This window comes from Amedibacillus sp. YH-ame6, from assembly GCF_053848845.1.
The window spans coordinates 47,492-74,123 of the sequence record NZ_JBSPEZ010000012.1 but is presented as its reverse complement, the minus strand read 5'-3'; the positions used below and the strand labels follow the sequence as shown (position 1 = coordinate 74,123).

General features: G+C 36.0%; 29 protein-coding genes. 28 read left to right on the top strand and 1 reads right to left on the bottom strand.

Annotated elements, in window-relative coordinates; all coding sequences use genetic code 11:
* The first annotated feature begins 2 nt into the window (after nt 1-2).
* The 19 genes from lepB (ACWG0P_RS09370) to rseP all read left to right on the top strand — a co-directional run bounded on the left by lepB (ACWG0P_RS09370) (nt 3) and on the right by rseP (nt 17,192).
* Nucleotides 3-599, top strand: a complete 597-nt coding sequence (gene lepB, locus ACWG0P_RS09370; RefSeq protein ID WP_455801496.1) for a signal peptidase I — start codon at nt 3-5, stop codon at nt 597-599.
* Nucleotides 596-1,189 carry a signal peptidase I gene (gene lepB / locus ACWG0P_RS09365; protein WP_455801495.1) on the top strand — a complete coding sequence of 198 codons (594 nt, stop codon included), beginning with the start codon at nt 596-598 and terminating at the stop codon, nt 1,187-1,189. The genes lepB (ACWG0P_RS09370) and lepB (ACWG0P_RS09365) overlap by 4 nt, the downstream gene beginning before the upstream one ends.
* A complete protein-coding gene (gene ylqF, locus ACWG0P_RS09360; protein ID WP_455801494.1) occupies nt 1,179-2,042 on the top strand; it encodes a ribosome biogenesis GTPase YlqF in 864 nt (287 codons plus the stop codon). The genes lepB (ACWG0P_RS09365) and ylqF overlap by 11 nt, the downstream gene beginning before the upstream one ends.
* A complete protein-coding gene (locus ACWG0P_RS09355) occupies nt 2,032-2,661 on the top strand; it encodes a ribonuclease HII (protein ID WP_455801493.1) in 630 nt (209 codons plus the stop codon). Before ylqF ends, ACWG0P_RS09355 begins: the two co-directional genes overlap by 11 nt.
* A 124-nt stretch (nt 2,662-2,785) precedes the next feature.
* Entirely contained in the window at nt 2,786-3,163 is a 378-nt protein-coding gene (locus ACWG0P_RS09350; RefSeq protein ID WP_455791810.1) for a hypothetical protein, read from the top strand.
* Between the two features lie 6 nt (nt 3,164-3,169).
* A complete protein-coding gene (locus ACWG0P_RS09345; RefSeq protein WP_455801492.1) occupies nt 3,170-3,601 on the top strand; it encodes an NfeD family protein in 432 nt (143 codons plus the stop codon).
* Between the two features lie 23 nt (nt 3,602-3,624).
* On the top strand, nt 3,625-4,578 hold the full coding sequence (locus ACWG0P_RS09340) for an SPFH domain-containing protein (protein ID WP_455801491.1): 954 nt from the start codon (nt 3,625-3,627) through the stop codon (nt 4,576-4,578).
* Nucleotides 4,579-4,667: 89 nt separating this feature from the next.
* The gene (gene dprA, locus ACWG0P_RS09335) at nt 4,668-5,396 is read left to right on the top strand and encodes a DNA-processing protein DprA (protein WP_455801490.1); all 729 of its coding nucleotides are present in this window, start codon (nt 4,668-4,670) and stop codon (nt 5,394-5,396) included.
* A 74-nt stretch (nt 5,397-5,470) separates the two neighbouring features.
* Nucleotides 5,471-7,678: a type I DNA topoisomerase gene (topA, locus tag ACWG0P_RS09330; RefSeq protein WP_455801489.1), complete on the top strand. Its 2,208-nt coding sequence runs from the start codon at nt 5,471-5,473 to the stop codon at nt 7,676-7,678.
* Nucleotides 7,675-8,967 (top strand): methylenetetrahydrofolate--tRNA-(uracil(54)-C(5))-methyltransferase (FADH(2)-oxidizing) TrmFO, encoded by a 1,293-nt coding sequence (gene trmFO, locus ACWG0P_RS09325; protein ID WP_455801488.1) that lies wholly within the window; start codon nt 7,675-7,677, stop codon nt 8,965-8,967. Before topA ends, trmFO begins: the two co-directional genes overlap by 4 nt.
* A 2-nt stretch (nt 8,968-8,969) precedes the next feature.
* A complete protein-coding gene (gene xerC, locus ACWG0P_RS09320) occupies nt 8,970-9,878 on the top strand; it encodes a tyrosine recombinase XerC (protein WP_455801487.1) in 909 nt (302 codons plus the stop codon).
* Between the two features lie 213 nt (nt 9,879-10,091).
* Nucleotides 10,092-11,054, top strand: a complete 963-nt coding sequence (rpsB, locus tag ACWG0P_RS09315; protein WP_455791799.1) for a 30S ribosomal protein S2 — start codon at nt 10,092-10,094, stop codon at nt 11,052-11,054.
* A gap of 19 nt (nt 11,055-11,073) precedes the next feature.
* Nucleotides 11,074-11,964, top strand: a complete 891-nt coding sequence (gene tsf, locus ACWG0P_RS09310; RefSeq protein ID WP_455801486.1) for a translation elongation factor Ts — start codon at nt 11,074-11,076, stop codon at nt 11,962-11,964.
* Between the two features lie 137 nt (nt 11,965-12,101).
* A complete protein-coding gene (pyrH, locus tag ACWG0P_RS09305) occupies nt 12,102-12,815 on the top strand; it encodes a UMP kinase (RefSeq protein WP_455791796.1) in 714 nt (237 codons plus the stop codon).
* A 3-nt stretch (nt 12,816-12,818) separates the two neighbouring features.
* The gene (frr, locus tag ACWG0P_RS09300; RefSeq protein WP_455801485.1) at nt 12,819-13,361 is read left to right on the top strand and encodes a ribosome recycling factor; all 543 of its coding nucleotides are present in this window, start codon (nt 12,819-12,821) and stop codon (nt 13,359-13,361) included.
* A 124-nt stretch (nt 13,362-13,485) separates the two neighbouring features.
* Nucleotides 13,486-14,190 (top strand): isoprenyl transferase, encoded by a 705-nt coding sequence (locus tag ACWG0P_RS09295; RefSeq protein ID WP_455791792.1) that lies wholly within the window; start codon nt 13,486-13,488, stop codon nt 14,188-14,190.
* A gap of 1 nt (nt 14,191) precedes the next feature.
* Nucleotides 14,192-14,965 (top strand): phosphatidate cytidylyltransferase, encoded by a 774-nt coding sequence (locus ACWG0P_RS09290; RefSeq protein WP_455791790.1) that lies wholly within the window; start codon nt 14,192-14,194, stop codon nt 14,963-14,965.
* A complete protein-coding gene (locus ACWG0P_RS09285; RefSeq protein WP_455801484.1) occupies nt 14,962-16,122 on the top strand; it encodes a 1-deoxy-D-xylulose-5-phosphate reductoisomerase in 1,161 nt (386 codons plus the stop codon). The genes ACWG0P_RS09290 and ACWG0P_RS09285 overlap by 4 nt, the downstream gene beginning before the upstream one ends.
* Before the next feature lie 2 nt (nt 16,123-16,124).
* Nucleotides 16,125-17,192, top strand: a complete 1,068-nt coding sequence (gene rseP, locus ACWG0P_RS09280) for an RIP metalloprotease RseP (RefSeq protein WP_455801483.1) — start codon at nt 16,125-16,127, stop codon at nt 17,190-17,192.
* Between the two features lie 86 nt (nt 17,193-17,278).
* On the opposite strand, the gene rpsT is transcribed toward rseP, so the two are convergent.
* On the bottom strand, nt 17,279-17,545 hold the full coding sequence (rpsT, locus tag ACWG0P_RS09275; protein ID WP_455791786.1) for a 30S ribosomal protein S20: 267 nt from the start codon (nt 17,543-17,545) through the stop codon (nt 17,279-17,281).
* 104 nt (nt 17,546-17,649) lie between these two features.
* Here rpsT and gpr point away from each other — a divergent pair, with 104 nt between their 5' ends.
* From gpr to hemW, 9 genes are all read left to right on the top strand, one after another.
* Nucleotides 17,650-18,525: a GPR endopeptidase gene (gpr, locus tag ACWG0P_RS09270; protein WP_455801482.1), complete on the top strand. Its 876-nt coding sequence runs from the start codon at nt 17,650-17,652 to the stop codon at nt 18,523-18,525.
* A 74-nt stretch (nt 18,526-18,599) separates the two neighbouring features.
* Nucleotides 18,600-19,481, top strand: coding sequence for a stage II sporulation protein P (locus tag ACWG0P_RS09265; protein ID WP_455801481.1), 882 nt, complete (start codon nt 18,600-18,602; stop codon nt 19,479-19,481).
* Nucleotides 19,482-19,492: 11 nt separating this feature from the next.
* Complete coding sequence (locus ACWG0P_RS09260) at nt 19,493-19,789, top strand: hypothetical protein (RefSeq protein ID WP_455791781.1); 297 nt, start codon at nt 19,493-19,495, stop codon at nt 19,787-19,789.
* A 49-nt stretch (nt 19,790-19,838) separates the two neighbouring features.
* Nucleotides 19,839-20,771, top strand: coding sequence for a methionyl-tRNA formyltransferase (fmt, locus tag ACWG0P_RS09255; RefSeq protein WP_455801480.1), 933 nt, complete (start codon nt 19,839-19,841; stop codon nt 20,769-20,771).
* Between the two features lie 108 nt (nt 20,772-20,879).
* A complete protein-coding gene (locus tag ACWG0P_RS09250; protein WP_455791777.1) occupies nt 20,880-21,575 on the top strand; it encodes an MIP family channel protein in 696 nt (231 codons plus the stop codon).
* 183 nt (nt 21,576-21,758) lie between these two features.
* Nucleotides 21,759-23,567 carry a translation elongation factor 4 gene (gene lepA, locus ACWG0P_RS09245; protein WP_455792527.1) on the top strand — a complete coding sequence of 603 codons (1,809 nt, stop codon included), beginning with the start codon at nt 21,759-21,761 and terminating at the stop codon, nt 23,565-23,567.
* A 69-nt stretch (nt 23,568-23,636) separates the two neighbouring features.
* Entirely contained in the window at nt 23,637-24,566 is a 930-nt protein-coding gene (locus ACWG0P_RS09240; protein ID WP_455801479.1) for a hypothetical protein, read from the top strand.
* Nucleotides 24,567-24,617: 51 nt separating this feature from the next.
* Nucleotides 24,618-25,334, top strand: coding sequence for a sporulation initiation factor Spo0A C-terminal domain-containing protein (locus ACWG0P_RS09235; protein WP_455792525.1), 717 nt, complete (start codon nt 24,618-24,620; stop codon nt 25,332-25,334).
* 11 nt (nt 25,335-25,345) lie between these two features.
* The gene (gene hemW, locus ACWG0P_RS09230) at nt 25,346-26,437 is read left to right on the top strand and encodes a radical SAM family heme chaperone HemW (protein ID WP_455801478.1); all 1,092 of its coding nucleotides are present in this window, start codon (nt 25,346-25,348) and stop codon (nt 26,435-26,437) included.
* Nucleotides 26,438-26,632 lie beyond the last annotated feature (195 nt).

Sequence of the window (26,632 nt, the reverse complement as noted above, 5' to 3'; positions counted from 1 at the left end):
TAATGGATGATCTTGCGAGAAGTAAGCATACACAAGATTCCAAAGAAACACTTGGTAAAGTGATTTTATCAAATGTGTTATCTTTGTTGAAAATTGTTTTAGTGTGCTTTATTCTTGTCTATTTTGTTTTCAATTATGTAGTTCATCCAATGCGCGTGAATGGAGGTAGTATGCTTCCAACGTTAAAAGGTGGAGAGTTTGTTTTATCAAATGCATTTTCAGGGCACTTCGGTGGAATAGATTATGGGGATATTGTAAGTGCTTATTCTGCGGTCTTACGTCAAGATGTGATCAAGCGGGTAATTGCGTTACCTGGAGATACAGTATATGCGAAAGATGAACAAGTATATGTGAATGGATTAGCAATTGAAGAACCCTATTTGGATAATGATTTTGCGCAAAATATATTATATGCAAACGAAGTGTTTACTAAAGATTTTGATAAAGTTACCTTAGGTGAGGATGAATATTGGTTGATGGGAGATAATCGATATGTATCTATTGATTCTGTGCAACTGGGACCATTCAAACGTTCTGATATCATAGGAAAGGGTGCAGTGGTATTCTTGCCGTTTGGTAAAATGAGGGTTACGGAATGATGAAAGAAAAGAAAGCTACAGATAAAATTGATATTCTTTATAATGTTGTTTCCACGATACGTTTGTTTTTTATATGTGGAGTGATAGTTTCGTTGTTTTTTGTGTTCATTGCACGTAAAGAAACGGTACGAGGTACTTCGATGTATCCAACGTTGAAAGATGATGAGACGGTATTTATCAATGTTGCGGCATCTTATACAACAAGTATCAAACGCTTTGATGTTGTTGTGGCGAAAAATTACGATACGGATGCGTTATGGGTGAAACGTGTTATTGGTTTACCAAATGAAACAGTTGAGTATAAGAACGATGTCTTATATATCGATGGAAAAGAAGTGAAAGAACTATTTTTGGATAAGGCTTATGTCGAGTCTATGAAGGCACAAGGAGAACGAGTGAACTTTACGAATGATTTCGTATCGGAAAAGCTTGGAGAAGATGAATATCTTTTGATTGGGGATAATCGCGTGAATTCTTTGGATTCTAGAAATGAAAGTGTTGGGGCGTTTAAACGAGAACAAATCATCGCAAAGGGTGTATTGGTGATAAGTCCAATACAAGAAATGAGGTATATTGGTAATGGCGGATAGTAAGATTCAAATTCAATGGTTTCCTGGTCATATGACGAAGGCCAAAAGGGAAATGCAAGATAAGATGAAAATGGTGGATATGATTATAGAACTTCGCGATGCTAGAATACCTTGTGCATCGAAGAACCCTATGATTGATGAATTAAGTAAAGATAAACCACGCTTAATTATTCTATCAAAAAAAGATAAAGCAGAACCACAAGTGACAGCAAAGTGGATGAAAGCATTAAGTAATGAAACAACTAAGGTATTAGCGTTGGATATTCCAAAGGAAAATATTACAGGAACGGTAGTTGCAGCTTCTAGAGAATTGATGAAACCTAAAATCGATCGTATGATTCGAAGAGGGATTCGTCCTAGAGCGTTGCGTGCTATGGTGGTAGGTGTGCCGAATGTAGGGAAATCTACTTTTATAAATAAGATATCAAAGAAGAAAATTGCAGTAACGGGAGATCGACCAGGGGTTACAAAAGCTTTGCAATGGTCCAAAGTACATCAAGACTTAGAATTGTTAGATACACCAGGAGTTTTATGGCCGAAGTTTGAGGATGAGCAAGTGGGTGTTCTACTTGCGGTTACGGGAGCTATTCGCGATGAAATTTTACCGCTTGAAGAAATATCAGTATGGGCAATGGAGTTTTTGTTGAAAAATGATCCGCAAAAAATTGTGAATCGATATGAGGTAGAAATAGATAGTGATCCTTATGTAATGTTTGAAAGGATTGCGAGAAAACGAGGGTTTTTAAGAAATAAAGAAGATATTGATTTTAAACGTACGATTGAAACGTTTTTACGTGAACTGCGTGATGATCGTTTAGGGTGTATTACTTGGGAGCTACCAGATGAAAACTGAGAATCAATATGAAAAACAATGGTGGAGTGAAGGAAAAACAAAAATCATTGGGATTGATGAAGCGGGACGTGGTCCAATGGCGGGTCCATTGGTGGTGGCGGCAGTTTCTTTTCCTGTTGGATTTGAACATGAAGAAATATATGATTCTAAAAAGATAAGTGAAAAGAAGCGAAAAGTCTTATTTAAGGAAATTATAGAACTGGCTAGTGAATATCATATCTTGATTATTGAACCTAAAGTTATTGATGAAGAAAACATTTATCGTGCAACACAACATGCGATGCAGAAATTAACAGAAATGTTTGAACAAGCGGATGGCGTGTTGAGTGATGCGATGCCTTTGCCACAATGTAGTATGGATGTGATTCCTTTGGTGAAAGGGGATCAGAAAAGTGTAAGTATTGCGGCAGCAAGCATCTTAGCTAAAGTGACAAGAGATCATATCATGATGGCGTATGATGTACTGTATCCACAATACGGGTTTGCAAAACATAAAGGGTATCCTACCAAAGCACACATGGAAGCGATGCATACGTATGGAGTAATTGATCATATCTATCGACATTCTTATGCTCCAGTAGCAGAAATGGATCAGATGCAATTAGCATTGGATATATAAGTGGCAATTGCCGCTTTTTTTAGTAATATCTATAAGAAAAATAAGAAGATGAATAATAATTAAGAAAAGTATTGCAAAAAAATAAGAATAATAATATAATGTAAGTAAGAAAGGCGGTGGCAGAATGTTTGAATGGGTAAAAGGTAATGTATATACCATGATCTTGACACTATATCCAAACAATATAACGTTGAATAGTAGCGCTGCATCTATATTTCAAGATGTACGATGGGTGATGATAGGAATTGATAAGACACATAGTCAATTAGGTATCTGTCCTGTTACTAAACGTGAAATTGATCTCAATCTGGTACCACTTGCACAACTGCATAAAATATCTGTTGGTAAAGGGTATGCCAGAATCAGTAACAAAATGATTATCGAGGAATTATCTGCCATGATTGATCAGCCAATCGATGGTTTGAAAATCAACGCTGTGTTTGATGAGAAACAAAATATGCTGATTGCAGATTTGCATGAATTAAGTGCAAGTAAGGGGTGACATGAAATGTCTATGGTATTAATTTGGGTTATAGTATGTATTGCGGCAGTTTTAATTGAACTAGCAACACCGACTGCTCTAGTGAGTATTTGGTTTGCGGTAGGTGGAGCTATTGGAGCAATCGCTGCCTTGATTCATTTACCTGTTTGGACACAAATCGTATGCTTTGTGGTAGTATCACTTGTGAGTATGTTAATCGTACGCCCTGTAGCAACACGTTATCTACGTGGTAATGTAATTGCGACCAATGCAGATCGTTGTATTGGGTCCATTGCGGTAGTGACAAAAAAACTATCGAAGGAAGAATGGGGAGAAGTAAAAGTGAGTGGTTCTTTATGGCATGCTGTCCCAGTGGATGATGAAGTTATTGAAGAACAAGAAAAAGTAAAAGTAATCGCAATTGAGGGTGCTAAATTACTCGTTAAACGAGTAATCTAACATATACAGAAAGAAGGGTAAACATGAACGTTTTCTTAATTATTGGACTTGTAGTAGGTGTATTTGTTGTCATTGGTATTTTAGCGTACCTAATTCGCATTGTGCCTCAGGCAAAAGCTTACGTTATAGAGCGTCTGGGGGCATATCATTCTACATGGAATACTGGGATTCATATTTTGATTCCATTTATTGACCGTGTAAGTAACAAAGTAACATTAAAAGAAGTGGTGAAAGATTTTGCACCACAACCTGTAATTACAAAGGATAACGTAACAATGCAAATTGATACAGTTGTATATTTCCAGATTACAGATCCTAAGCTTTATACGTATGGAGTAGTTGGACCAATCACAGCGATTGAAAACTTAACAGCAACAACACTTCGTAATATCATTGGTGATTTGGAACTTGATGAAACATTAACATCTCGTGATATTATCAATACAAAAATGCGTGCAATTCTTGATGAAGCAACAGATCCATGGGGAATTAAAGTAAGTCGTGTGGAAGTTAAAAACATCATTCCTCCACGTGATATTCAAGAAGCAATGGAGAAACAGATGCGTGCAGAACGTGAACGTCGTGAATCTATTTTACGTGCAGAAGGTGAAAAGAGAAGTAATATCTTAACTGCTGAGGGTGAAAAAGAGGCAATCGTATTACGTGCAACTGCGCAAAAAGAGAAAATGATTGCGGAAGCAGAAGGGCAAGCGCAAGCGATGGAGAGAATCTATCAAGCACAAGCTCGTGGTATTGAAATGATTAAGAATGCACATCCTACAAAAGAGTATTTAAGCTTGAAGGGTCTTGAAACATATGAAAAGATAGCAGATGGAAAAGCAACGAAATTGATCGTGCCTAGTGATTTGCAAAATATGGCAAGTATGTTAACAAGTGCTAGAGAAATCTTAGTGGATGATGCACAAAAAGATTTTTTAGAAGAAACCATCGCAACTGTTACAAAAGCTAAGAAATAAGTACAAAAAAGATAGAAATTAAATATTTCTGTCTTTTTTTTAGGATTTTTAAAGTTTATCTCGTATAGGTATAGTAGGAGGTAGTTTATATGAGAGAAGCTATTTTGTATTATGCGTGGAAGTACGATGGGGATTGGAAGAAGATACAACGAGCCATGAACAACAAAGAGGCATGGGAGAATGTGCCATATAATGGTAGGTATGTGACGATTGTAGATGAAGATTATCCCAAAAGATTGTTGGATTTGGAATACGCTCCTTGGATTTTGTTTTATGAAGGTGACTTAAGCTTGTGTACTAAGAGAAGTTGTGGTATTGTTGGTAGCAGAATTGCGGAAGTAAAAAGTATGCAATACTGTACTCAGGTTACCAACATCCTAAAACAAAAGTATGTGATTGTGTCTGGATTAGCAAAGGGTATTGATGCGCTTGCACATAAATGTGCGTTGGATGCGTCTACCATTGGTGTGATAGGGTGTGGTTTACAAGTGATATATCCTAAAGAAAATGCACAACTATATCAATGTATGCGAATGCATCATTTGATCATCAGTGAGTATCCACCTAATTCCAAACCCTATGCCTATCATTTTCCTTGGAGGAATCGTCTGATTGCTGCATTGAGTGATTCTATCGTTGTAATAGAAGCTAGGAAAAGAAGTGGAACGATGTTAACTGTAAATGAAGCAATTTCTTTAGATCGAGCAATTTATTGTGTACCACATGATTTTGGTTCAATCGATGGAGTAGGATGTAATCTACTCATCTCACAGGGTGCTAATATCCTAGTAGATGAGGAAGATATTTACATGATTTAACATAAAATGTTTGACAAATTAAAAAAATGTGCAAATAATAGGATACGTGATTTATTCGAAATAGGAGGTAATGAATGAAAAATTTAGTAATTGTGGAGTCACCTTCCAAATCTAAAACAATAGAGAAATACTTAGGAAACGATTATCATGTGGTTTCTTCTAAGGGACATATAAGAGATTTAGCGACAACAGGCAAGGGTGGGCTTGGAATTGATGTGGATCATGATTTTGAACCTACATATAAGGTAAGTACAGATAAACGAGCAGTTGTAAAAGAATTAAAAGCACTTGCGAAAAAGAGTGACCATGTTTTTTTAGCAAGTGACCCTGACCGTGAAGGGGAAGCAATCGCATGGCATTTAGCGCAAATTCTTGAATTGGATGTAGCGGATGAAAATCGTATTATCTTTAATGAAATTACGAAAGGTGCAGTTACGAAAGCTTTTGATGCACCTAGAACAATTGATATGCCAATGGTGAAATCCCAAGAAGCGAGACGTATGATTGATCGTATCATTGGGTTTAAATTATCAAAATTATTACAAAGTAAGATTAAATCAAAATCTGCAGGTCGTGTGCAATCTGTTGCATTACGTTTGATTGTGGAAAGAGAAAATGAAATTCGTGCGTTTAAGAGTGAAGAGTATTGGACGCTTGCGGCACTTGTGGATAAAGATGGAAAAACATTCAGTGCCTCTTTAAATAAAGTGGATGGAAAGAAAGCAGAACTTAAAACACAGGAAGATGTCGATACCATCATCGAACGTTGTGATGAGTTTGTTGTTCGTTCTATTGAAAAGAAAGTACGTAAAAAAGAAGCAAAGATGCCTTTTATTACTTCTACACTACAACAGGAAGCAAGTACTAAGTTAGGGTTTGGTGCAAAGAAAACAATGCAAGTTGCTCAGAAACTATATGAAGGGATTGCACTACATGGTGGATCACCAGAAGGTTTGATTTCCTATATGCGTACCGATTCTACTCGTTTGAGTGATCAATTCGTCATGGATTGTGGGAATTACATTGAATCTGCATATGGAAAAGAGTATCGTGGACGCGTGCGTCAAAAGAACTCAGAAAATGCACAAGATGCGCATGAGGCAATTCGTCCTACCAATGTACAAAACACACCAGAAGCAATCAAAGAATACTTAACAAATGACCAATATAAATTATATAAGCTAATTTATGCTAGAACATTAGCTTCTTTAATGGCGCCTAGCAAGTCTGATGTTGTGAATGCCATAATTGTGAGTGGTGGATGTGAATTCAGCGCCAATGGTTCTATTTTAACGTTTGATGGGTATTTGAAAATATACGGCGACTATGAAAGTGTAAAAGATGAAATGTTGCCAATTCTAGAAGAACAAGAAACTTTGAAAGATGTTGAACTAGAAGGGAAGCAGCACTTTACGGAACCACCATTGCGTTATAGTGAAGCACGTTTGATCAAAGATTTGGAAGAAAAGGGAATTGGGCGTCCTTCTACGTATGCAATTATTATTGATACGTTACAAGCAAGAGGGTATGTATCTTTAGAACGTAGTTCTGAAGGAAGTAAGACCAAGGTATTTATTCCAAGTGAACAAGGCGAATTAACGGATACAAAATTACAAGAATTCTTCTCTAATATTATCAACGTTAGCTATACAGCGAATATGGAACATCATTTGGATGAAATTGCATCAGGTAATCGTGATAACATTGAAGAAGTACGTACGTTCTATGCGCAATTTGAACCATTGTTGGAACATGCGTATGAAAATATGGAAAAGAAAGAACTAGAGAAAACTGGAGATATGTGCCCAGAATGTGGCAAAGAACTTGTCTACCGAGTGGGACGCTATGGAAAATTTATCTCTTGTATTAACTTTCCTGAATGTCGTTATACAAAGAGTGAGGATGAAGAACCATCTGTGAGTGATGAAATTTGTCCTAACTGTGGAAATAAGATGGTTATGAAAAAAGGACGTTATGGTTCCTTTATGGCATGTAGTAATTATCCTACATGTAAAACTATCAAAAGTAATAAACCAAAAGAAGAACCTGTTCCTACTGGTGAAATGTGTCCAGAATGTGGGCATGAACTTGTACAAAGAAAATCTCGTTTTGGGACAGTCTTTACTGGCTGTAGCAATTATCCAAAATGCCGTTATATAAAGAAAGATCCAAAAAAGGCAAAAGAGAAAGATGAAACAAAACCAAAGAAAGCAACTAAAAAAACTGCGAAAAAAGTAGTGAAGAAAACAGTGAAGAAGAGCAAGAAAGAGGATGAATCATGAGTCAAGTGACAATTGTAGGAGCTGGATTAGCAGGATGTGAAGCATGTTGGCAATTGGTGAAACGTGGCATTTCTGTGAAATTAGTGGAAATGCGACCAGTGGTTTCTTCACCTGCACATACAAGCGATTTATTTGGAGAACTTGTATGTTCCAATTCTTTACGTAGCGATTCCTTATTGAATGCCGTGGGTATCTTGAAAGAGGAAATGCGTCATTTAGATTCTTTGATTATGCACTGTGCAGATGAAACACGTGTTCCTGCGGGTAGTGCGCTTGCTGTGGATCGAGAAAATTTCTCAAAAATGATTACGGATACAATAAAGAACCATCCCCTTGTGGAAGTTGTTTATGAAGAAGTAGATTATATTCCTGAAGGACCATGTATCATTGCGAGTGGACCTTTAACAAGTGATGCGTTATCGAAAGCGATTCGTGAGTATACACATGAGGATTATTTTCATTTCTTTGATGCTGCTGCGCCAATTGTTGAAAAAGAAAGCATTGATTTTTCGAAGGCTTATATAAAATCTCGTTATGATAAAGGAGATGCGGCATATATTAACTGTCCGATGAACAAAGAAGAGTTTGATGCTTTTTATGATGCGCTAATCCATGCGGAAACTGCAGATTTACACGATTTTGAAGAAACTTACTTTGAAGGGTGTATGCCATTTGAAGAAATGGCACGACGTGGAGAGAAGACCTTGTTGTTTGGTCCTATGAAACCTGTTGGATTGGAAAAAGAAGATGGCACTATGCCATATGCAGTTGTACAGTTGCGTCAAGATAACGCGGTTGCGACCCTTTACAATATAGTAGGGTTTCAAACGCATTTGAAATGGGGAGAACAAAAACGTATTCTTTCTATGATTCCAGGACTTGAACAGGTATCCATTGTTCGCTATGGTGTGATGCATCGTAATTCTTATTTACGTGCACCAAAAGTATTACGTCCAACCTACCAACATAGTACACGTGATGATTTGTTCTTTGCAGGACAACTTTGTGGAGTAGAGGGATATGTGGAAAGTGCTGCCTCTGGTTTACTTGCAGGTTTGAATATGGCAAACTACCTACAGGGTAAAGAATGTGTGGTATTACCGAATACTTGTGTAATGGGTTCTCAAGCACATTATATTACACATGCAAGTGCAAAATACTTTCAACCGATGAACGCAAACTTTGGGATTATGAAGCTTGCGGTAAATGTGAAAAAGAAAGATCGAAAAGAAGCGTATGCAAAACAAGCCTTAGAAGTGATTGATGAATACGCAGCTCAATTCAGTTAACTATGGAAGAACTATTAACTCGTTTTTTGAATTATATATCACAAATTAACAGTGGTAGCGCACATACAAAAGATGCGTACCAACGTGATATACAAGAGTTCATAGATTTTATAAAGGAAGAGGGGATTGATGATTTTGATTCTGTTGATCGTACAGTTGTGATGAATTTCATAAGTGAACTTCGTTCGCGTACGGGTATGGCGAAAGAATTAAAAAATTCTACAATCGCTCGAAAGTTATCTTCTCTTCGTTCGTTTTATCGATATCTTAATGAATATGTGGGTGTTAGAAATAATCCGTTCTTATATTTTAAAACACCAAAACAATCAAAACGTATTCCAGAATTTTTATTCTATGATGAAATGGATTTGTTTCTAAGTTCCTTTTCCTTGGATGAAATGGAAGGGTTGCGCAATCGTGCTTTGTTTGAACTTATGTATGCCTGTGGCTTGCGTGTGAGTGAAGTTGTGAATTTACAACTTAAAGATATTGATTTTCATGATCAAATTCTTCGTGTTGTGGGGAAAGGGGATAAACAAAGACTTGTACCTTTTTATCACACAGCAGGGAATTTGGTATTACAGTACATTGACCATGTGCGTAGTGCTTGGGTGAAACAAGAATCCCATAGCTATGTGTTTGTGAACACTAGAGGAACACAACTCACCACAAGAGGAGTACAATACCTTATGGATAAAGCAGCACAAGAATGTAATTTGCATGTGCATATTCATCCACATATGTTTCGTCATAGTTTTGCGACACATCTGTTAGATAATGGAGCAGATTTACGAGTAGTACAAGAACTTCTTGGACACTCCTCCTTATCAACTACACAAATTTATGTACACGTTACACAAGAACGTTTGAAACAAGCGTATACAACTGCACACCCAAGAGCTCATGAATAAAGCTTAAGGGTGTGTTTTATATTTGGTTTTTTAAGAAAAGCGGTTGTAATTGTATAGTTTTGTGTTATAATATTTTACGGTGCGCGATTCAATGCGCGCATACTACACACATCATGGATTCATCAGCCCGTGCTTTAGATGCGTTGAAAGCGTCGATGATAAGTTGCTGTTGTTAGAAATGATGGAGGCGTAACGGAAAGTGAGGACTTTAAAATGTCAGTAGTTACAATGAGAAAATTATTGGAATCTGGTGTGCACTTTGGACATCAAACACGTAGATGGAATCCTAAAATGAAACCAAATATCTACGCTTCAAGAAATGGTGTATATATCATCAATCTTGAAAAATCTATGGAACAAATCGATACTGCTTATGCTGCAATGAAAGATATCGCAGAAAAAGGTGGTAAAGTATTGTTCGTTGGTACGAAAAAACAAGCGCAAGCTGTTGTAGTGGAAGAAGCACTACGTTCAGGTTCATTCTTCGTTAACCAGAGATGGTTAGGCGGATTGTTAACAAACTATCGTACAATTCAAAAACGTGTAAAACGTTTGGTTGAAATTGAAGAAATGGAAGCAAACGGAACTTTAGATTTATACCCTAAGAAAGAAATTGCACAAGTTAAGAAACAAAAAGCTCGTCTTGAAAACTTCCTTGGTGGTATCAAAGAAATGAAGAAATTGCCTAATGCAATCTTCGTAATCGATCCAAAAGAAGAACACAATGCAGTTGCAGAAGCTAAGAAATTAGGTATTCCTGTATTTGCAATGGTAGATACTAACTGTGATCCAGAAACTGTAGATTTCCCAATCGCATCTAACGATGATGCTATTCGTTCAGTAAAATTGATCACAACATTGATGGCAGATGCTATCGTTGAAGCAAAAGGTGGATTATTAAGCGTTGCTCACAATATCGATGAAAATGAAACAGATGTTACAATGGCAGATGTTATCGTTAACGTTGAAGAACAAATCGCTGAAAACGAAAGACGTCGTCGTCAGAGAAATGAAGAACGTCGTAACCGTCGTCCTATGGGAAACCGTCCAGTTCGTGGAAACGGTCCTAGAGCTCCTTACCAAAAACGTGAAAACGTTAGACCTGCTGCTGAAGTAAAAACAAATGAAGAAACTGCTGCACCTGTAGCAACTCCTGCAGTAGAATCAGCAGAATAAGAAATAGGAGGATATATACATGATTACAGCACAACAAGTAAAAGAACTGCGCGAAACAACTGGCGCAGGTATGATGGATTGTAAAAAAGCATTGACTGAATGTGATGGAGATATGCAAAAGTCAATCGACTGGCTTCGTGAAAAAGGTATTGCGAAAGCTGCAAAAAAAAGCGATAGAATTGCTGCAGAAGGATTGTCTCGCGTGGCTACTGATGGAAACGTCGGTGTTGTATTTGAAGTAAACTCAGAAACTGACTTCGTTGCTAAAAACGAACAGTTCTTAGGTTTATTAGATACTGTACAGAATGTTTTATTAACTCAGAAACCTGCAGATTTAGATGCTGCATTAGCTTGTACAGTAGATGGAACAAGCGTTGCGGATATCGTAACAACTGCAACTGCTACAATCGGAGAAAAAATTTCTCTTCGTCGTATCGCAGTTGTTGAAAAAGCAGATGATGAATTCTTCGGTTCTTATATTCACATGGGTGGAAAAATTTCTGCACTTGTAGTATTAAAAGGAAAAGAAGATGCAAAAGTTGCAAAAGACTTAGCAATGCAAGTTGCTAGTATGAACCCTCAATTTGTGAACCGTGATGAAATGCCAAAAGAAGTTGTTGAGCATGAAAGAGCAGTTCAAGTAGAAATCGTTAAGAACGATGAAAAACTTGCGAACAAACCAGAAAAAGTATTAGCTGGTATCATTGAAGGAAAAGTTTCTAAAAACTTAAAAGACTTATGTCTTGTTGAACAGGAATTCTTCTTGAATCCTGATCAAAAAGTTGCTCAGTACTTAAAAGAAAGCAGTGCTGATGTAGTTTCTTTCGTTCGTTATGCAGTAGGTGAAGGTATCGAAAAACGTGAAGATAACTTTGCTGAAGAAGTAATGAGTCAAGCATTTGGTAACTAGGACACTTATGTGTCCTTTTTTCTAGCATTATATGACAAAATAATTGCATTAACTCTTCCTTTTTTATAGGTTTTTCTTTATAATATAGAGGATAGGGCTGTAGCATATACAGTAAATAAAAAAAGGTGGTCGTGACTATGTATAAGCGTGTATTATTAAAGTTAAGTGGTGAAGCATTATCTTCACCAGGGAATTCATTTGATCCAAAAATTCTAGCTTCTTTAGCAAAAGAATTGAAAGAGGTTCATGAATTAGGAGTAGATTTGGCAATTGTTGTTGGTGGAGGAAACTTCATTCGTGGGAAAATGGCTGAAACGATGGGTATTGAACGTGTGCAAGCTGACTATATGGGAATGCTAGCAACAGTTATCAATGCATTGGCTGTACAAAGTGCGTTGGAACAAGAAGGTGTTCCTACTCGTGTACAAACAGCGATAGAAATGCAGAAAGTTGCGGAACCATTCATTGTTCGTAGAGCAAATCGTCATTTAGAAAAGAAACGTGTTGTAATCTTTGGGGCAGGAACAGGAAACCCTTATTTCTCAACCGATACAACGGCTGCACTTCGTGCAAGTGAAATCAATGCGGATGTAATCTTGATGGCTAAAAATGGAGTAGATGGTGTGTATAATGCAGATCCAAAAACTCATCCAGAAGCTACGAAATATGATACACTCACATATATGGATTTGATTCAAGAAGGTCTTGCGGTAATGGATACAACTGCTACAAGTATGTGTATGGATAATGATATTGATTTAGTTGTATTCAATATGAATGAACATGGTAATATTTTGAAGGCAGTTAGTGGAGATATTACGGGAACAGTAATATCAAAGGGAGGTAAATAATTCATGGAAGTAATGGAAACCGTACAACATAAGATGGACAAGGCAATTGAAGTTCTTGAAACAGATTTAAAAACCATTCGTACAGGAATGGCAAATGCTGCTATTCTTGAACATATTGCATTTGAATATTATGGAAGTCCAACACCAATCAATCAAATGGCTGCAATCAAAGTTGTAGAAGGGCGCCAATTGATGGTGACTCCATATGATAAAGGAACTTTAAAAGATATTGAACGTGCAATCGCAATGTCTGATATTGGTTTAGTGCCACAAAGTGATGGAGAATGCATTCGTTTGAATGTGCCTACTCTTACAGAGGATCGTCGTAAAGAACTTGCGAAAGAGGCTCATAAAATGGGTGAAGAAGCAAAAATTGCGATTCGTAATGTAAGACGTGATGGAAATGAAGCAGTGAAGAAAGATAAAGAATTAACAGAAGATGATCGTAAAGATATGCAAGATCAAATTCAAAAAATTACCGATAAATATGGTAAGAAAATTGATGATGCTGTCGCTTCTAAATCTGCTGAGATTCTAAAAGTTTAAGACAATGAGGAAGAGGTGTATAAAATACCTCTTTTTTTATACGCATGTTATTTAACATAAGTTAAATTATGGTATAATAGTAATGTTATTATATAAAATATAGCTTATTAGGAGGCGTTCATATATGGAAGATAGAGTCATACCTCGCCATATTGCAATCATCATGGATGGCAATGGTCGTTGGGCAAAGAAACGAGGATTGCCTAGAACAGCAGGACATAAACAAGGTGCAGAGAATATTCGACGCATTGCAATTGCAGCTAATAATTTAGGAGTTGAAGCATTAACATGCTATGCTTTTTCCACAGAGAATTGGAAACGTCCTGAGGATGAAGTAAGCTATCTTTTGAAACTCCCGAAACTATTTTTTAATAGATATCTAGCGGAACTTATTAAGAATAATATCAAGGTTACATTTTTAGGAGAAATTGAACGTTTTCCAGATGAAGTAAGAAATGTAATTGAATCTGCTGTTGAGAAAACAAAAATGAATACAGGACTTATCTTGTGTTTAGCGGTAAATTATGGTTCTCAACGTGAGATTACAATAGCAGCCCGTACGTATGCACAAGAGGTTCTTGATGGCAAACGTGAAAATGATTTGGACGAGAAAGAATTTGATCAATATTTGATGACTTCTCATATGCCAACTTTGGATTTGATGATTCGTACAAGTGGGGAAGAACGTATTAGTAATTTCTTGTTATGGCAATTAGCGTATGCAGAACTTATATTTACTCCTGTTGCTTGGCCAGATTTTACAGAAGCTGAATTACAATCATCCATTGATGAGTTTAACAAACGAAACAGACGTTTTGGAGGGTTGTAACATGAAGACTAGGATTATTACGGCACTTTTAATAATTGCCTGTGTAGTGCCTCCTTTGGTGTATGGGGGATGGCTCATTAAAGTCTTATTGGCATTCATTGTGATTGCCGGTGGGATTGAATTGTTAGGATTAAGCGAGAACAAAGGAAAGTGGCCAATCTATGCAAAGCCACTAGCAATTCTATTTGTCTTTCTAATGCTATACTTTCAAGGAAAGCTTTTATTTCCTATTTTGGGATTTGCTTGTTTAATCTTTCTTTCAATTCCTGTGTTTACACAGAAATTTCATGCGAAAGATGGGTTTCTATGCATTGCCTATATTGTGTTTTTTTATGCAATAGCAAGTGCATTTATCCATATCTTTACAACAAATAAATTGTTGGTATGGTATATTATCATTGCTACTTATGGATGTGATACAGGAGCTTATTTTTGTGGGAGATTCCTTGGAAAACATAAGCTTAATGAACGCATTTCTCCTAAGAAAACATGGGAAGGTGCAATTGGAGGATGGTTTATTGGAACGATTGCTTCCTTTGCTTTTGCGTACTTCTTAATTCCTGATTTAAGTGTTATGAGTATTCTTTTAGGAAGTTGTTTGATGTGTGTGACTGGACAAATCGGAGATTTGGCATTTAGCTCTATCAAACGTAGTTTCAATATAAAGGATTTTTCTGATTTGTTACCAGGACATGGTGGTGTATTGGATCGTGTAGATTCTTTAGTCTTTAATTTTATATGTTTTAATATGATATTGGTGGTGTTATCTCTATGAAACGTTTAGTATTATTAGGAGCAAGTGGCTCTATTGGAACACAAACTATAAATGTAGTTGAGCATCATTGTGATGAATTTAAAATTATTGCGTTCAGTATTGGACATAATATAGATATGCTTCATGAATTGATCAAAAGAATGCCTCATGTAAAGCACATTTGTGTGGCTGATAAAGAAGATATGGAACAGTTACAAAATCGATACCAAGATATTGAATTTTATTTTGGAGAAGAAGGGTTAAAAGAACTTGCTTCTTTGAAGGACTATGATATTTTTGTGAATGCGATTGTAGGGTTTCGTGGTCTAGTTCCAACTTTAACGGCAATTGAACATGATAAATGCGTGGCTTTAGCAAATAAGGAAAGCTTAGTAGCAGGTGGAGTGTTGGTAAAAGAAGCGCTAAAAAAACACCAAGTTTCACTTTATCCAATTGATTCGGAGCATTCCGCAATATTTCAATGTTTACAAGGAAATGCGCATCATGAGATTGATAAATTGATAGTAACTGCAAGTGGTGGTTCCTTTCGAGATATGAAACGTAGTGATTTGAAGAATGTCTCTGTTAAGGCAGCTTTGGCACATCCAAACTGGAATATGGGAGGCCGTATTACCATTGACAGTGCTACGATGATGAATAAAGGATTTGAAGTAATGGAAGCACATTATTTGTTTGACATTGATTACGATGATATTGATGTGTTAATACATCGCGAAAGTGTCATTCATTCTATGGTACAATATCGTGATCATGCGATTATTGCACAACTAGGAACAGCAGATATGAGATTGCCGATTCAATATGCGCTTTCTTATCCACAACGTCTAACGATGTATGATGCTACACCGTTCAATTTTAGTGATTATGCAACGTTGCATTTTGAAAAACCTGATTTTGAGTTCTATCCTTTGTTGAAATTAGCATATCATGTAGGTAGAAAAGGTGGTAATCTGGGTGCTGTAATGAATGGTGCTGATGAAATGGCGGTTTCTTTGTTCCTACAAGAAAAAATTGCATTTTTAGATATTGAAAAATATGTAATAGAAGCGGTAGAACAAGCAACTTTTATAGAAAATCCTACTTTGGATGATTTGATTGAAAGTGATCGCAATGCGAGGGAATATGTAAAAGAAGCATCAAAAGGAGGTTTTAAATAAGTATGGGTAATGTGATAAGTATTATAGTATTTGTATTGATTATGAGCGCCATTATTATTGTTCATGAATTAGGACATTTAATTGCCGCAAAACGTTTTGGAGTATACTGTAAAGAGTTCTCAATTGGTATGGGACCTGTGTTGTGGCAACGACAAATAGGAGAGACTGCTTGGTCGCTACGTGCATTGCCAATTGGTGGCTTTGTTGCGATGGCAGGTGAAGATAGTACGGAATATGATGAAGAATTAAATATTCCTTATGAACGTACCCTTAATGGTATCAAGCGTTGGAAACAAATTGTTGTAATGGCTGCTGGCGCATTTATGAATGTGGTACTTGCATGGGTGATATTTGTTGGGATCACTGCTTATCAAGGACAAGTATCTGTTCCTGGACAACCAGTAGTAGCTGGTGTTAGTGAAGGGAAACCTGCTGAAAAAGCAGGATTCAAAGAAGGCGATCGAATCATTAAAATCCAACAAGGAGATGAAATAGAAACACCTGAGAGTTGGAGTGATGTCACAAAATTCTTGGTGTATTATCAAGGTGAAATGACCTTCACAGTTGAACGTAATGAAAAACAAGTGGAACTTAAGCTTACTCCATATCTAGATAAAGAAACCAATCAATATATGATGGGTGTACTACAAGATCCTAATAGTTATACTGTAAAAGATATTACATTATTCGAGTCTATACCTTATGGTACGGAAAAAATGGTATCAAGTGTTTCTATGATTTTTGAGGCATTGGGTAAATTGATACAAGGTATCGGCTTAAATAACTTAAGTGGACCTGTTGGAATCTTTAAGGTAACTGCAGATGTTGCGAAAGAAGGATTCTTATCTATTGTGGCTTTAACAGGTTTATTATCTGTGAATGTCGGAATATTTAATTTATTGCCAATTCCAATTTTGGATGGAGGACGTATCTTCATTCTTCTCATTGAAGCAGTGATTGGAAGAAAACTAAATGAAAAAGTTCAAAATGCTGTTATGATGGCAGGATTGGTTTTGTTAGTAGGCATCATGTTGTTTGCGACATGGAATGATATTACTAGATTATTTTAAAAAAACAAGCACGAATATTACCGTGCTTGTTTTTGTTTGAGTGGGTATAAAAAAAGCAGAACAACGTCCTGTTTCTTTATTGCTTATTAAGCAGCTAACGCGTTAACAGCTTTCGCTAAACGTGATTTCTGTCTTGTAGCGTAGTTTCTGTGGTGAATACCCTTAGCAACTGCTTTATCTAATTTAGAATTTGCGTTGTTTAAGGCAGTGGCAGCAGCAGCGGCATCTTTTGCTTCAACAGCAGTAAGTACAGCTTTGATAGCAGTTTTTAATGAAGACTTCTGAGCACTTACAACCAAATTTCTTTTGTTATTAGTTTTTACACGTTTCTTCTGTGATTGGATCTGTGGCATATCGCACCTCCTAATTTTCAATTGCCTTTAAATTATAGCAAAAACATTTTAAAAAAGCAATAATAACTATAAAAAAATCCATACTATGGAAGAGGTGTTAAAGAATGATGAATAAATATCAGATTCGTTCCGATTTTGCGGATGAATTTATCACGCAAGATGTACGTTCACAGACATTTGAACATATCGAAAAGCAAAATGATTTTGTGAAAAGTAATTATATTAAAGTCCTACAAGAAGAAAACGAGCTTCATAAGAGCAAAGGTGACTATGTATCCATTGAATGTAAAAATTTGAATGATCATAGCGCAAGGTTACATATGATTGAAGCGATTGATGAAAGTCTTCATGAATTGGTAGATCATATGAACATCAATCTTCAAAAAATATTGATTGTTGGACTAGGAAATCGTTTTATTACTTCTGATGCACTAGGACCAGGAGTTGCAAATGAAATACTAGTTACAGCACATCTGTATGAAAATGAAGATCATGAAACATTAAAAGGAACACGTAATGTTGCGGTGTTACAGCCTGGAGTTATGGGACAAACAGGATTGGAATCTAGTCGCATAATAGAAAGTGTTGCGTCGCAGTTTCAACCAGATTTAATTATTGCGGTCGATGCATTGGCTACGCGAAATATTGGAAGAATCAATCGTGTTGTTCAAATTAACAATACTGGAATTCAACCAGGAAGTGGTGTGGGAAATCATCGTCGTTCACTAGATGAAAAAACGTTGCATGTTCCTGTGATTGCCATTGGAGTTGCCACTGTCACAAGTGTTGGGGCAATTATCAAAGAAGCATTACAAGAAAGTGACATACAAGAAGAAGGGGTATTGGATTTGTTGTATGATGCAAAGCATTTAGATCTTGTAGTAACACCAAAAACAATGGATGATGAATTAAAACACTTGATTTATATTGTTTCAGAAAGCCTGAATTATTTCCTTCATCCAGATTACGAAAACCTCTAATGTCGATTTTTGTAATGTAGTCATAAGAATGAATTAGCCTTCCTTTTCATACGATGGAAAAGGGAGGTGTTTTTTTGAAATCATCAGTAAAAATTATAATAAAAGTATGTGTAATTTTTTTGTTCCTTTGTTTAACACCTTTTATGAATGGTTTAAAAAGCACCTTTGTAAGCTCGAAGGATTGGTTGAACTCACTTGTTTATCATCAAAAAACCATGGATCAAAGTATTTCTTTGAAAGATCATTTAAATGTGTTATCTTATAATTCTAATTTGACTATCCCAAAAGAAGATATCGAGGTAGAAACAACGCAAGATAATCCACCCGTTGTCCCTACACCACCAACGCACACACCGGAGAAGGATAACAATAGCGATACGACGACGAACCAAAAGAAAATATATATTTATAACACGCATCAAGAAGAAGGGTATGAAGGTGGTAAAACAGTACTAGATGCAGGCGCCATTCTAGCAAAGCATCTTGAAGATAAAGGTTTTAAAGTGATTTTAGAAACGAATGATTTTGTGAAATATAGAGATTCTTTAGGATTGGATTATAATAAGTCCTATGTTGTTTCTTATAAATATTTGAATGATGCATTGGTGAATTATGGCGGATTTGATTTATGCATCGATTTGCATCGTGATAGCATTCCACGATCCGCTAGTTATATCGAAGCGAACGGAAAACAATATGCGACTGCTATGATGGTGGTGGGAGGACTTGGCAAAAATGCGGAACATGTTTCCAAAACTTCAACGACATTAACTGACATTATGAACACGAAGTTGAATGGTATAATGAGGTCAGTGATGACAAGAGAGGCGTTTTATAATCAAGAAGTCCATGAAAATGTTGTGCTTATGGAAGTTGGTGGGGATGTAAATACGTTTGAAGAAGTGAGCAATACCCTTGGATATATTGCGGATGGAATCCATGATCTTTTAAACTAGGAGGGATACTTATGAAAAGATTTTTAGCGGATGCATTATTAATTTGTTTGCTTGTTTCAATTGGTTCGTATATGCTTCATAAGGATGATTCGCCTACACAAGATGACCTAAAGAAACAAGTGGATCAATTTGAAGATGATATTGCCTTACAAAAGGAAATCAACACCCAAAGAAATAGTGGGACATTAAATGATATCGAAGATAATGCTGCAGGGAAATTGGCAAAGAAAAGCAGTGAGTTTGTGGTAGATGCGATTAAAGGAACTGTGGTGACCTTTTCTGAAGTCTTTGATGGAATTATAAATTAGCGCACCTTTCTGACAAAAACATGTTATAATTTTTGCTGAGGTGAGTGAAATGTCAATCAAAATATTATTTATGGGTACTCCTGAGATTGCAGTTTCTATGTTTGAGCAATTGATGAAGGATGAATATGAAGTAATTGGAGTGGTTACACAACCAGATAAACGTGTTGGTCGTAAACAAGAATATCAAATGTCTCCAGTAAAACAAGTTGCCCTTGAACATAACATACCAGTGTATCAACCAATAAAAATTAGAGATGATTATCAAATGCTTATGAAGTTGGATGTAGATTTAATTGTGACGTGTGCGTATGGACAATTTATTCCAGATGTACTTTTACAAATGCCTACCTTTGGAAGTGTCAATGTACATGCATCCTTATTACCTAAGTTAAGAGGAGGCGCTCCTATTCATAAAGCAATTATCAATGGCGATATGGAAAGTGGAGTATCCATTATGCGCATGGTAGCGAAAATGGATGCTGGTGCCGTAATGTCTCAATGTCGTGTGAAAATCGAACAAGAGGATACAATGGGCTCTCTATATGAGAAACTAGCAGTTGCTGGAGCTGCTTTATTGTCTGAAAGTATCCCTTTGATTATAGATGGAAGTGCAGTGTTTGTGGAACAAGATGAAGAGCAGGCAAGTTTTGCATATACCATTCAAAAAGAAGAGGAATGGATCGATTTCCATAGGGATGTACAAGATGTATACAATCATATCCGTGGTTTAATACCAACGCCATGTGGATATGCGCTTATGGATGGAAAAAAAGTCAAATTTCATAAAGTACGAATGATAAAAGATGATAATATGCAAAAGGCAGGGGAAGTATTAGGGTATCAAGAGAATGGCTTTGCAATTGGAGCAAAGCAAGGAATTATTATAGTAGATGAAATACAGATGGAAGGGAAAGCGAAAAGTGATGCCAAATCGTTCTTTAATGGAGCGGGGAAAGCAATGGTAGGGAAATGTTTTAAGTAAAGGATCTTGTGAAAGATCTTTTTTTTAAGAATTTTACATTTATGTGAAATTGTGTGCTATATTGTTTTCGTCATGATACATGATGAATAGAAAGAAAGAGGATTATGTATGAAAAAATATGTAGCTGAATTTATTGGTACTTCTGTTTTGGTCACATTTGGTTGTGGTAGTGCAGTGGCTGCCAATACTCTAGTTTCAAAAATTGGTACGGAGGTGCCTTTGGCATTATCAACGTTATTGATTGCATTTGCATTTGGTTTATCCATTGTCGCAATGGCGTATTCTATTGGGAATATTTCTGGATGTCATATCAACCCTGCAGTATCTTTGGCAATGTTTATTTCTAAAAAACTAGATGCCAAAGATTTCGTTGGTTATGTTGTTGCGCAAGTACTTGGTGGTATTGCTGGTGCTGGCTTGTTATGTTTCTTCTTTGGTTCAAATGCTTCATTAGGAACCAATGGATTTGGAGCTGCTAGTGCATTAAATACGGAAATGATGGTAGCCTTCGTAGTAGAAATTGTATTAACATTTACTTTTATTCTAGCAATTCTTGGAGTTACTAGTAAAAGCGAAAATGCTTCTACAACGGGATTAGTTATTGGGTTAACATTAACCTTGATTCATATTTTAGGTATTCCATTCACTGGAACATCTGTAAACCCTGCAAGAAGCTTAGGGCCTGCTTTATTAGCTGGTGGAGAAGCATTAGCTCAGGTTTGGGTGTTTATTTTAGCACCATTAGTTGGAGCTGCTATTGCGGCAATCGTTTGGAAGTTCTTAAATTCTGAAGAAAAAGCATAAGAAATGCAAAAAGGAACGCACCCTAATGGGACGTTCCTTTTTTTTGAAAAGAAAGCTCTCTCAATCTTTTCAAATAAACTTTAGCACTGGATAATTAATAAGTCAAGAAACAAATTTCATTTGCCTATTGTTGGGGAGATTTTCTTCTGTTATAATGTTATGGTTATGAGGAGTGTGAAGAATATGGATCAAAAATATATACGAAATTTTTCTATCATAGCCCATATTGATCATGGGAAATCTACTTTAGCTGATCGTATTCTTGAAATCACGGATACAGTTGAACAAAGGGATATGAAAGAACAACTGTTAGATAGTATGGATTTGGAACGTGAAAGAGGAATTACTATCAAACTGAATGCAGTTCAGTTGAAATATACAGCCTTAGATGGACAACATTATATTTTCCATTTAATCGATACACCAGGCCATGTCGATTTCACGTATGAAGTGTCTCGTTCACTTGCGGCTTGTGAAGGGGCTGTTTTGGTTGTGGATGCGGCGCAAGGGATTGAAGCGCAAACATTGGCGAATGTATATTTGGCGTTGGATAATGATTTGGAGATCTTGCCAGTTATCAATAAGATTGATCTTCCAAGTGCACAACCTGAAGTGGTGCGTAAAGAAATTGAAGATGTAATTGGCTTAGATGCGGAAGGGTGTCCTTTGATATCCGCAAAGAACGGATTAAATGTACGCGATGTATTGGAAGCAGTTGTAAAACAAATTCCAGCACCTAGTGGAAATCCAGATGCGCCATTACAAGCGCTTGTGTTTGATTCATTGTACGATGCGTATCGTGGTGTTGTAGCATATGTTCGTGTAAAAGAGGGAACCATTAGAGTTGGAGATAAGATTCACTTCATGGCAAGTGAAGCGGAATATGAAGTATTAGAACTAGGGATACGTAATCCTAAAGAAGTAAAGAAGGATGTACTGGAGTGTGGAGAAGTAGGATGGGTATGTGCTTCTATCAAATCCATTAAAGATGTACGTGTGGGAGATACGATTACAAGTGCTTCAAATCCTGCAGATGCGCCATTGATTGGATATCGTGAAATGAATCCAATGGTATATTGTGGGTTGTATCCAATTGATTCTAATAAATATAATGATTTACGTGATGCTTTAGAGAAACTACAACTTAATGATGCATCATTACAGTTTGAAGCCGAGACATCGCAAGCTCTTGGGTTTGGATTTCGTTGTGGATTTTTAGGGTTGTTACATATGGATGTAGTACAAGAAAGAATTGAGCGTGAATATCGCATTGATTTGATTGCGACAGCTCCTTCTGTTGTCTATCACGTGCATATGAGTGATGGGGAAATGAAACATATTGAAAACCCTAGCTTAATGCCGGATGTACAAAAAGTAGAACGTATTGAAGAACCATTTGTGAAAGCGAATATTATGACACCAAATGAATATGTTGGTGCGATTATGGAATTGTGTCAAAGAAAACGTGGGAATTATAAAGATATGGTGTATATCGATGATAATCGAATGAATGTTATTTATGAACTTCCTTTAGGAGAAATTGTATTTGATTTCTTTGATCGATTAAAATCATGTACCAAAGGGTATGCTTCTTTGGATTATGAATTGATTGGTTATCAAGTAAATAAACTTGCTAAGATGGATATCTTATTAAACGGAGAAGTGGTCGATGCTCTTTCTTCTATTGTTCACCGTGATTTTGCATATCCAAGAGGACGTGCAATTTGTGAGAAGTTAAAGAAATTGATTCCAAGACAACAATTTGAAATTCCTATTCAAGCCGCAATTAATGGGAAAATTGTCGCAAGATCAGATATCAAATCCCTTCGTAAAAATGTATTAGCGAAGTGTTATGGTGGAGATATCTCACGTAAGAAAAAACTTCTTGAGAAACAAAAAGAAGGAAAGAAGCGTATGAAATCTGTAGGAAGTGTAGAAGTGCCACAGGAAGCATTTATGGCAGTATTATCTATGGATGAAGATGATAAATAAGAGAAGAATCTTTTGAAGATTCTTTTTTTTATATAGGATGTGTATCTTCTTGTAGTATTAGGTCTTGTTTTGTCTAAAATACAAGGATTGTTAAGTTCTTATGCTATACTAAAAAACGGTGATAAAATGGAAGTAATAGAACGTTATTGTGAAGAATGCTATGCGCAGAAACAAGATATCATAAATGAACTTGGTAGTCATATTGGTAATGTAATATGGGATGAAATCGAAGCATATCGCAATCGGTTTTTATTTGTGATACCTAAAGTTAATTGCCATGTGATTTTGTGTAGAAGTGTTGTGTTTAAAATTTTGAAGACAGAACAAAAACTTCATCAAGTAAATATACGAGATACAAACAAAGTTGAAGAAGAACATAATCCTATTTGGGATATGTTGCGACATCAACTGGATACGATTGAACAAATTGATATGCAAGAATGGATACAAGTGGCTTGTACCTTGTTGCGTGTTCCATCCGTTGAAGATGTAGAAATGTTGTTTTCTTTGGATGTCCCTTTTACACTTGTTGCGTTTTTATGTATGATAAAGTTTCCAAGTACCAATAGGGAGATTCTTTACTTGTACTTGATGAAAGAAAATTTGCTTCATTTGTTTCATTATTTTCCAGACAATGACGAGGTAGATGTAAGATTAGAACCTCAAATTGATGTAACTTATCATTTTTTACGGTTCCTTGATCAAATGTTGTTGAAAATCTGTGAAGGAATGGTATTATTAAACAGTAGCAAAAAACAAGAACGTAGTAACTTGTCTTTTGAAGAACTAAAAGAATGTTATCCACAACTGCATGAAGAACAAATCCGATTTTATTTAGCACATCGTAAACAGAATCATTATTATGATATCCAACAATATCTACTCTTTGCGAATGTATGTTATGAAACTGGACGTAGTTCAATGGATAAACTTGTAGAATTGGGCTGGTATAGAAAACGGAAAACGGGGAAAAAGTTCGTTTACTATATTGGAAGTTAAAGAGGGGGAATAAGGCATGAAAAAGTGTAGAGGTGCATGTCAAAAAACATTATGAAAAAAGTGTATGTATGTGTTCATGATTATGAACTGATCAAAGACCTGCTGGAGTATGCAAATTCACAAAGAGAAATTCAAATATTAGGGATTTCTACTGTTGTTGGTGAAAGTATCTCGAAATTGATGGAGTTGGAAATTGATGTTTTAATATTCCAATTTCATGAGGATTATATAGCGAGTGCAGCATTTTTATCAAAATTATTTGAACATGATTGTTTTCATAGTATGAATGTTTTGGTTTTGTTTAAAGAGTTGAATACCAATACTATTCATTTACTATTACAATATGATATCAAAAACTTCTTAGTGGAACCATATTCAAGCAAACAAATGATTGAGATGTTGAGACGGGATCAAAAGAATAAGAAAATAGAAGAGAGTTCCTATTGGAATTTAGACTCTTTTGCAAGTAAAGTTCTACAAGATTTAGGTATTCCCATGCACTTGGATGGTTATGAATATTTAAGGACATGTTCTATGATTGTGTTTCAACGTTTTCCAGGAAAACGTTTGATGATAGGGGATGTGTACGCAGAATGTGCTAAAATTCATGAGACAACATCCTCAAGAGTAGAAAAATCGATACGTACAGCAGTGAACTATGCATATCGTACACAACCAGAAAAAGTATGTATCTACAACAATAAGCCTACCAATTCGCAAATCATATTATATATGAGTGAACGTTTAAAATTATATAATTTAGTTTAGAGAGGTATTTCATGAAAGCATGCTATATCCATGTCCCATTCTGCAGAGATATCTGCAGTTATTGTGATTTTACAAGATGCCGTTATCATGCTGGTCTGTGTGATAAATGGCTTTTTCGTGTGCATCAAGAGCTGGATGAGAAATTAAAAGGGACAAGATTAGAAACCATGTATATTGGTGGAGGAACACCAAGCGCATTAAGTGAAGAACAATTAGAACGCTTACTTTCCTATGTAGCTCCTTATACAAAAACAGTTTTAGAATATACTATGGAGGCCAATGTAGAGTCTTTAAGCGATCAAAAATTAGAAATCATGAAGTCTTACGGGGTTAATCGCATTTCATTAGGTGTTCAAACCTTACAACCAAAACTATTAGAGTGTATTCGTAGGGCACATAGTAGAGAAGATGTGTTGCACAAATTGGATAGGATACATAGTTGTGGAATTCATAATGTTTCAATTGATTTAATTTATGGACTACCTGGACAAACAATGCAAGAATGGAAGGATGATTTACTAGATATCGTCACGAATTTTGATATCCAACACATTTCTTTGTACTCTTTAACGATTGAAGAACACTCTGAGTTTGGAAGAAATCATGTGCAAAGTGCAGATGAGACTTTGGAAGCTGATATGTTTGAATATGCAATTCAGATATTAGAAGAACATGGGTTCGAGCATTATGAAATCAGCAATTTTGCGAAAGAAGGAAAACGTTCCAAACACAATCAAATGTATTGGAACTATGAGGATTTTGTAGGCGTTGGATGTGGGGCGAGTGGGAAGTGTGAACATCGCCGTTATGACAATACGAAAAACTTACAAACCTACTTTGACTTTGGAGAAAGTCCAACCTATATAGAATTAGAGAAAGAGGATGAGATGTTTGAAACGATAATGATGGGATTACGCATGAAAGATGGTGTAAGTTTATCTGAGTTTGAACTTCAATTCCAAGAGAGTATTTGTAAGTGTTACAAAGATGCGGTAGATAAACATGTGAAAGCAGGGCTTTTAATACTTTCTGATGGGTATCTTAAAACAAGTAAGCAAGGAATGTTATTGTTGAATGATATCTTAGTTGATTTTTTAGATTGATATGATACACTAGAAGTAAGAGGTGATGTGACGTGAGCAAATAATCTATTGTATTTCATATGTAGGCAGTAGGATGCTTATTTCAATAGATTGTTCATAACGTTATTTTCATAACTATTTTTCATATATTCCTATACAACTTTTATGATCGTCTTTTGATGTAGGCACGCATAGAAGTTTTTTTTATAATATTAG

What these genes read in the sequence shown, in the direction of transcription:
- lepB (WP_455801496.1), top strand. Translation starts at nt 3, where the DNA reads ATGGATGATCTTGCGAGAAGTAAGCATACACAAGATTCCAAAGAAACA.
- lepB (WP_455801495.1), top strand. Translation starts at nt 596, where the DNA reads ATGATGAAAGAAAAGAAAGCTACAGATAAAATTGATATTCTTTATAAT.
- ylqF (WP_455801494.1), top strand. Translation starts at nt 1,179, where the DNA reads ATGGCGGATAGTAAGATTCAAATTCAATGGTTTCCTGGTCATATGACG.
- ACWG0P_RS09355 (WP_455801493.1), top strand. Translation starts at nt 2,032, where the DNA reads ATGAAAACTGAGAATCAATATGAAAAACAATGGTGGAGTGAAGGAAAA.
- ACWG0P_RS09350 (WP_455791810.1), top strand. Translation starts at nt 2,786, where the DNA reads ATGTTTGAATGGGTAAAAGGTAATGTATATACCATGATCTTGACACTA.
- ACWG0P_RS09345 (WP_455801492.1), top strand. Translation starts at nt 3,170, where the DNA reads ATGTCTATGGTATTAATTTGGGTTATAGTATGTATTGCGGCAGTTTTA.
- ACWG0P_RS09340 (WP_455801491.1), top strand. Translation starts at nt 3,625, where the DNA reads ATGAACGTTTTCTTAATTATTGGACTTGTAGTAGGTGTATTTGTTGTC.
- dprA (WP_455801490.1), top strand. Translation starts at nt 4,668, where the DNA reads ATGAGAGAAGCTATTTTGTATTATGCGTGGAAGTACGATGGGGATTGG.
- topA (WP_455801489.1), top strand. Translation starts at nt 5,471, where the DNA reads ATGAAAAATTTAGTAATTGTGGAGTCACCTTCCAAATCTAAAACAATA.
- trmFO (WP_455801488.1), top strand. Translation starts at nt 7,675, where the DNA reads ATGAGTCAAGTGACAATTGTAGGAGCTGGATTAGCAGGATGTGAAGCA.
- xerC (WP_455801487.1), top strand. Translation starts at nt 8,970, where the DNA reads ATGGAAGAACTATTAACTCGTTTTTTGAATTATATATCACAAATTAAC.
- rpsB (WP_455791799.1), top strand. Translation starts at nt 10,092, where the DNA reads ATGTCAGTAGTTACAATGAGAAAATTATTGGAATCTGGTGTGCACTTT.
- tsf (WP_455801486.1), top strand. Translation starts at nt 11,074, where the DNA reads ATGATTACAGCACAACAAGTAAAAGAACTGCGCGAAACAACTGGCGCA.
- pyrH (WP_455791796.1), top strand. Translation starts at nt 12,102, where the DNA reads ATGTATAAGCGTGTATTATTAAAGTTAAGTGGTGAAGCATTATCTTCA.
- frr (WP_455801485.1), top strand. Translation starts at nt 12,819, where the DNA reads ATGGAAGTAATGGAAACCGTACAACATAAGATGGACAAGGCAATTGAA.
- ACWG0P_RS09295 (WP_455791792.1), top strand. Translation starts at nt 13,486, where the DNA reads ATGGAAGATAGAGTCATACCTCGCCATATTGCAATCATCATGGATGGC.
- ACWG0P_RS09290 (WP_455791790.1), top strand. Translation starts at nt 14,192, where the DNA reads ATGAAGACTAGGATTATTACGGCACTTTTAATAATTGCCTGTGTAGTG.
- ACWG0P_RS09285 (WP_455801484.1), top strand. Translation starts at nt 14,962, where the DNA reads ATGAAACGTTTAGTATTATTAGGAGCAAGTGGCTCTATTGGAACACAA.
- rseP (WP_455801483.1), top strand. Translation starts at nt 16,125, where the DNA reads ATGGGTAATGTGATAAGTATTATAGTATTTGTATTGATTATGAGCGCC.
- rpsT (WP_455791786.1), bottom strand. Translation starts at nt 17,545, where the DNA reads ATGCCACAGATCCAATCACAGAAGAAACGTGTAAAAACTAATAACAAA.
- gpr (WP_455801482.1), top strand. Translation starts at nt 17,650, where the DNA reads ATGATGAATAAATATCAGATTCGTTCCGATTTTGCGGATGAATTTATC.
- ACWG0P_RS09260 (WP_455791781.1), top strand. Translation starts at nt 19,493, where the DNA reads ATGAAAAGATTTTTAGCGGATGCATTATTAATTTGTTTGCTTGTTTCA.
- fmt (WP_455801480.1), top strand. Translation starts at nt 19,839, where the DNA reads ATGTCAATCAAAATATTATTTATGGGTACTCCTGAGATTGCAGTTTCT.
- ACWG0P_RS09250 (WP_455791777.1), top strand. Translation starts at nt 20,880, where the DNA reads ATGAAAAAATATGTAGCTGAATTTATTGGTACTTCTGTTTTGGTCACA.
- lepA (WP_455792527.1), top strand. Translation starts at nt 21,759, where the DNA reads ATGGATCAAAAATATATACGAAATTTTTCTATCATAGCCCATATTGAT.
- ACWG0P_RS09235 (WP_455792525.1), top strand. Translation starts at nt 24,618, where the DNA reads ATGAAAAAAGTGTATGTATGTGTTCATGATTATGAACTGATCAAAGAC.
- hemW (WP_455801478.1), top strand. Translation starts at nt 25,346, where the DNA reads ATGAAAGCATGCTATATCCATGTCCCATTCTGCAGAGATATCTGCAGT.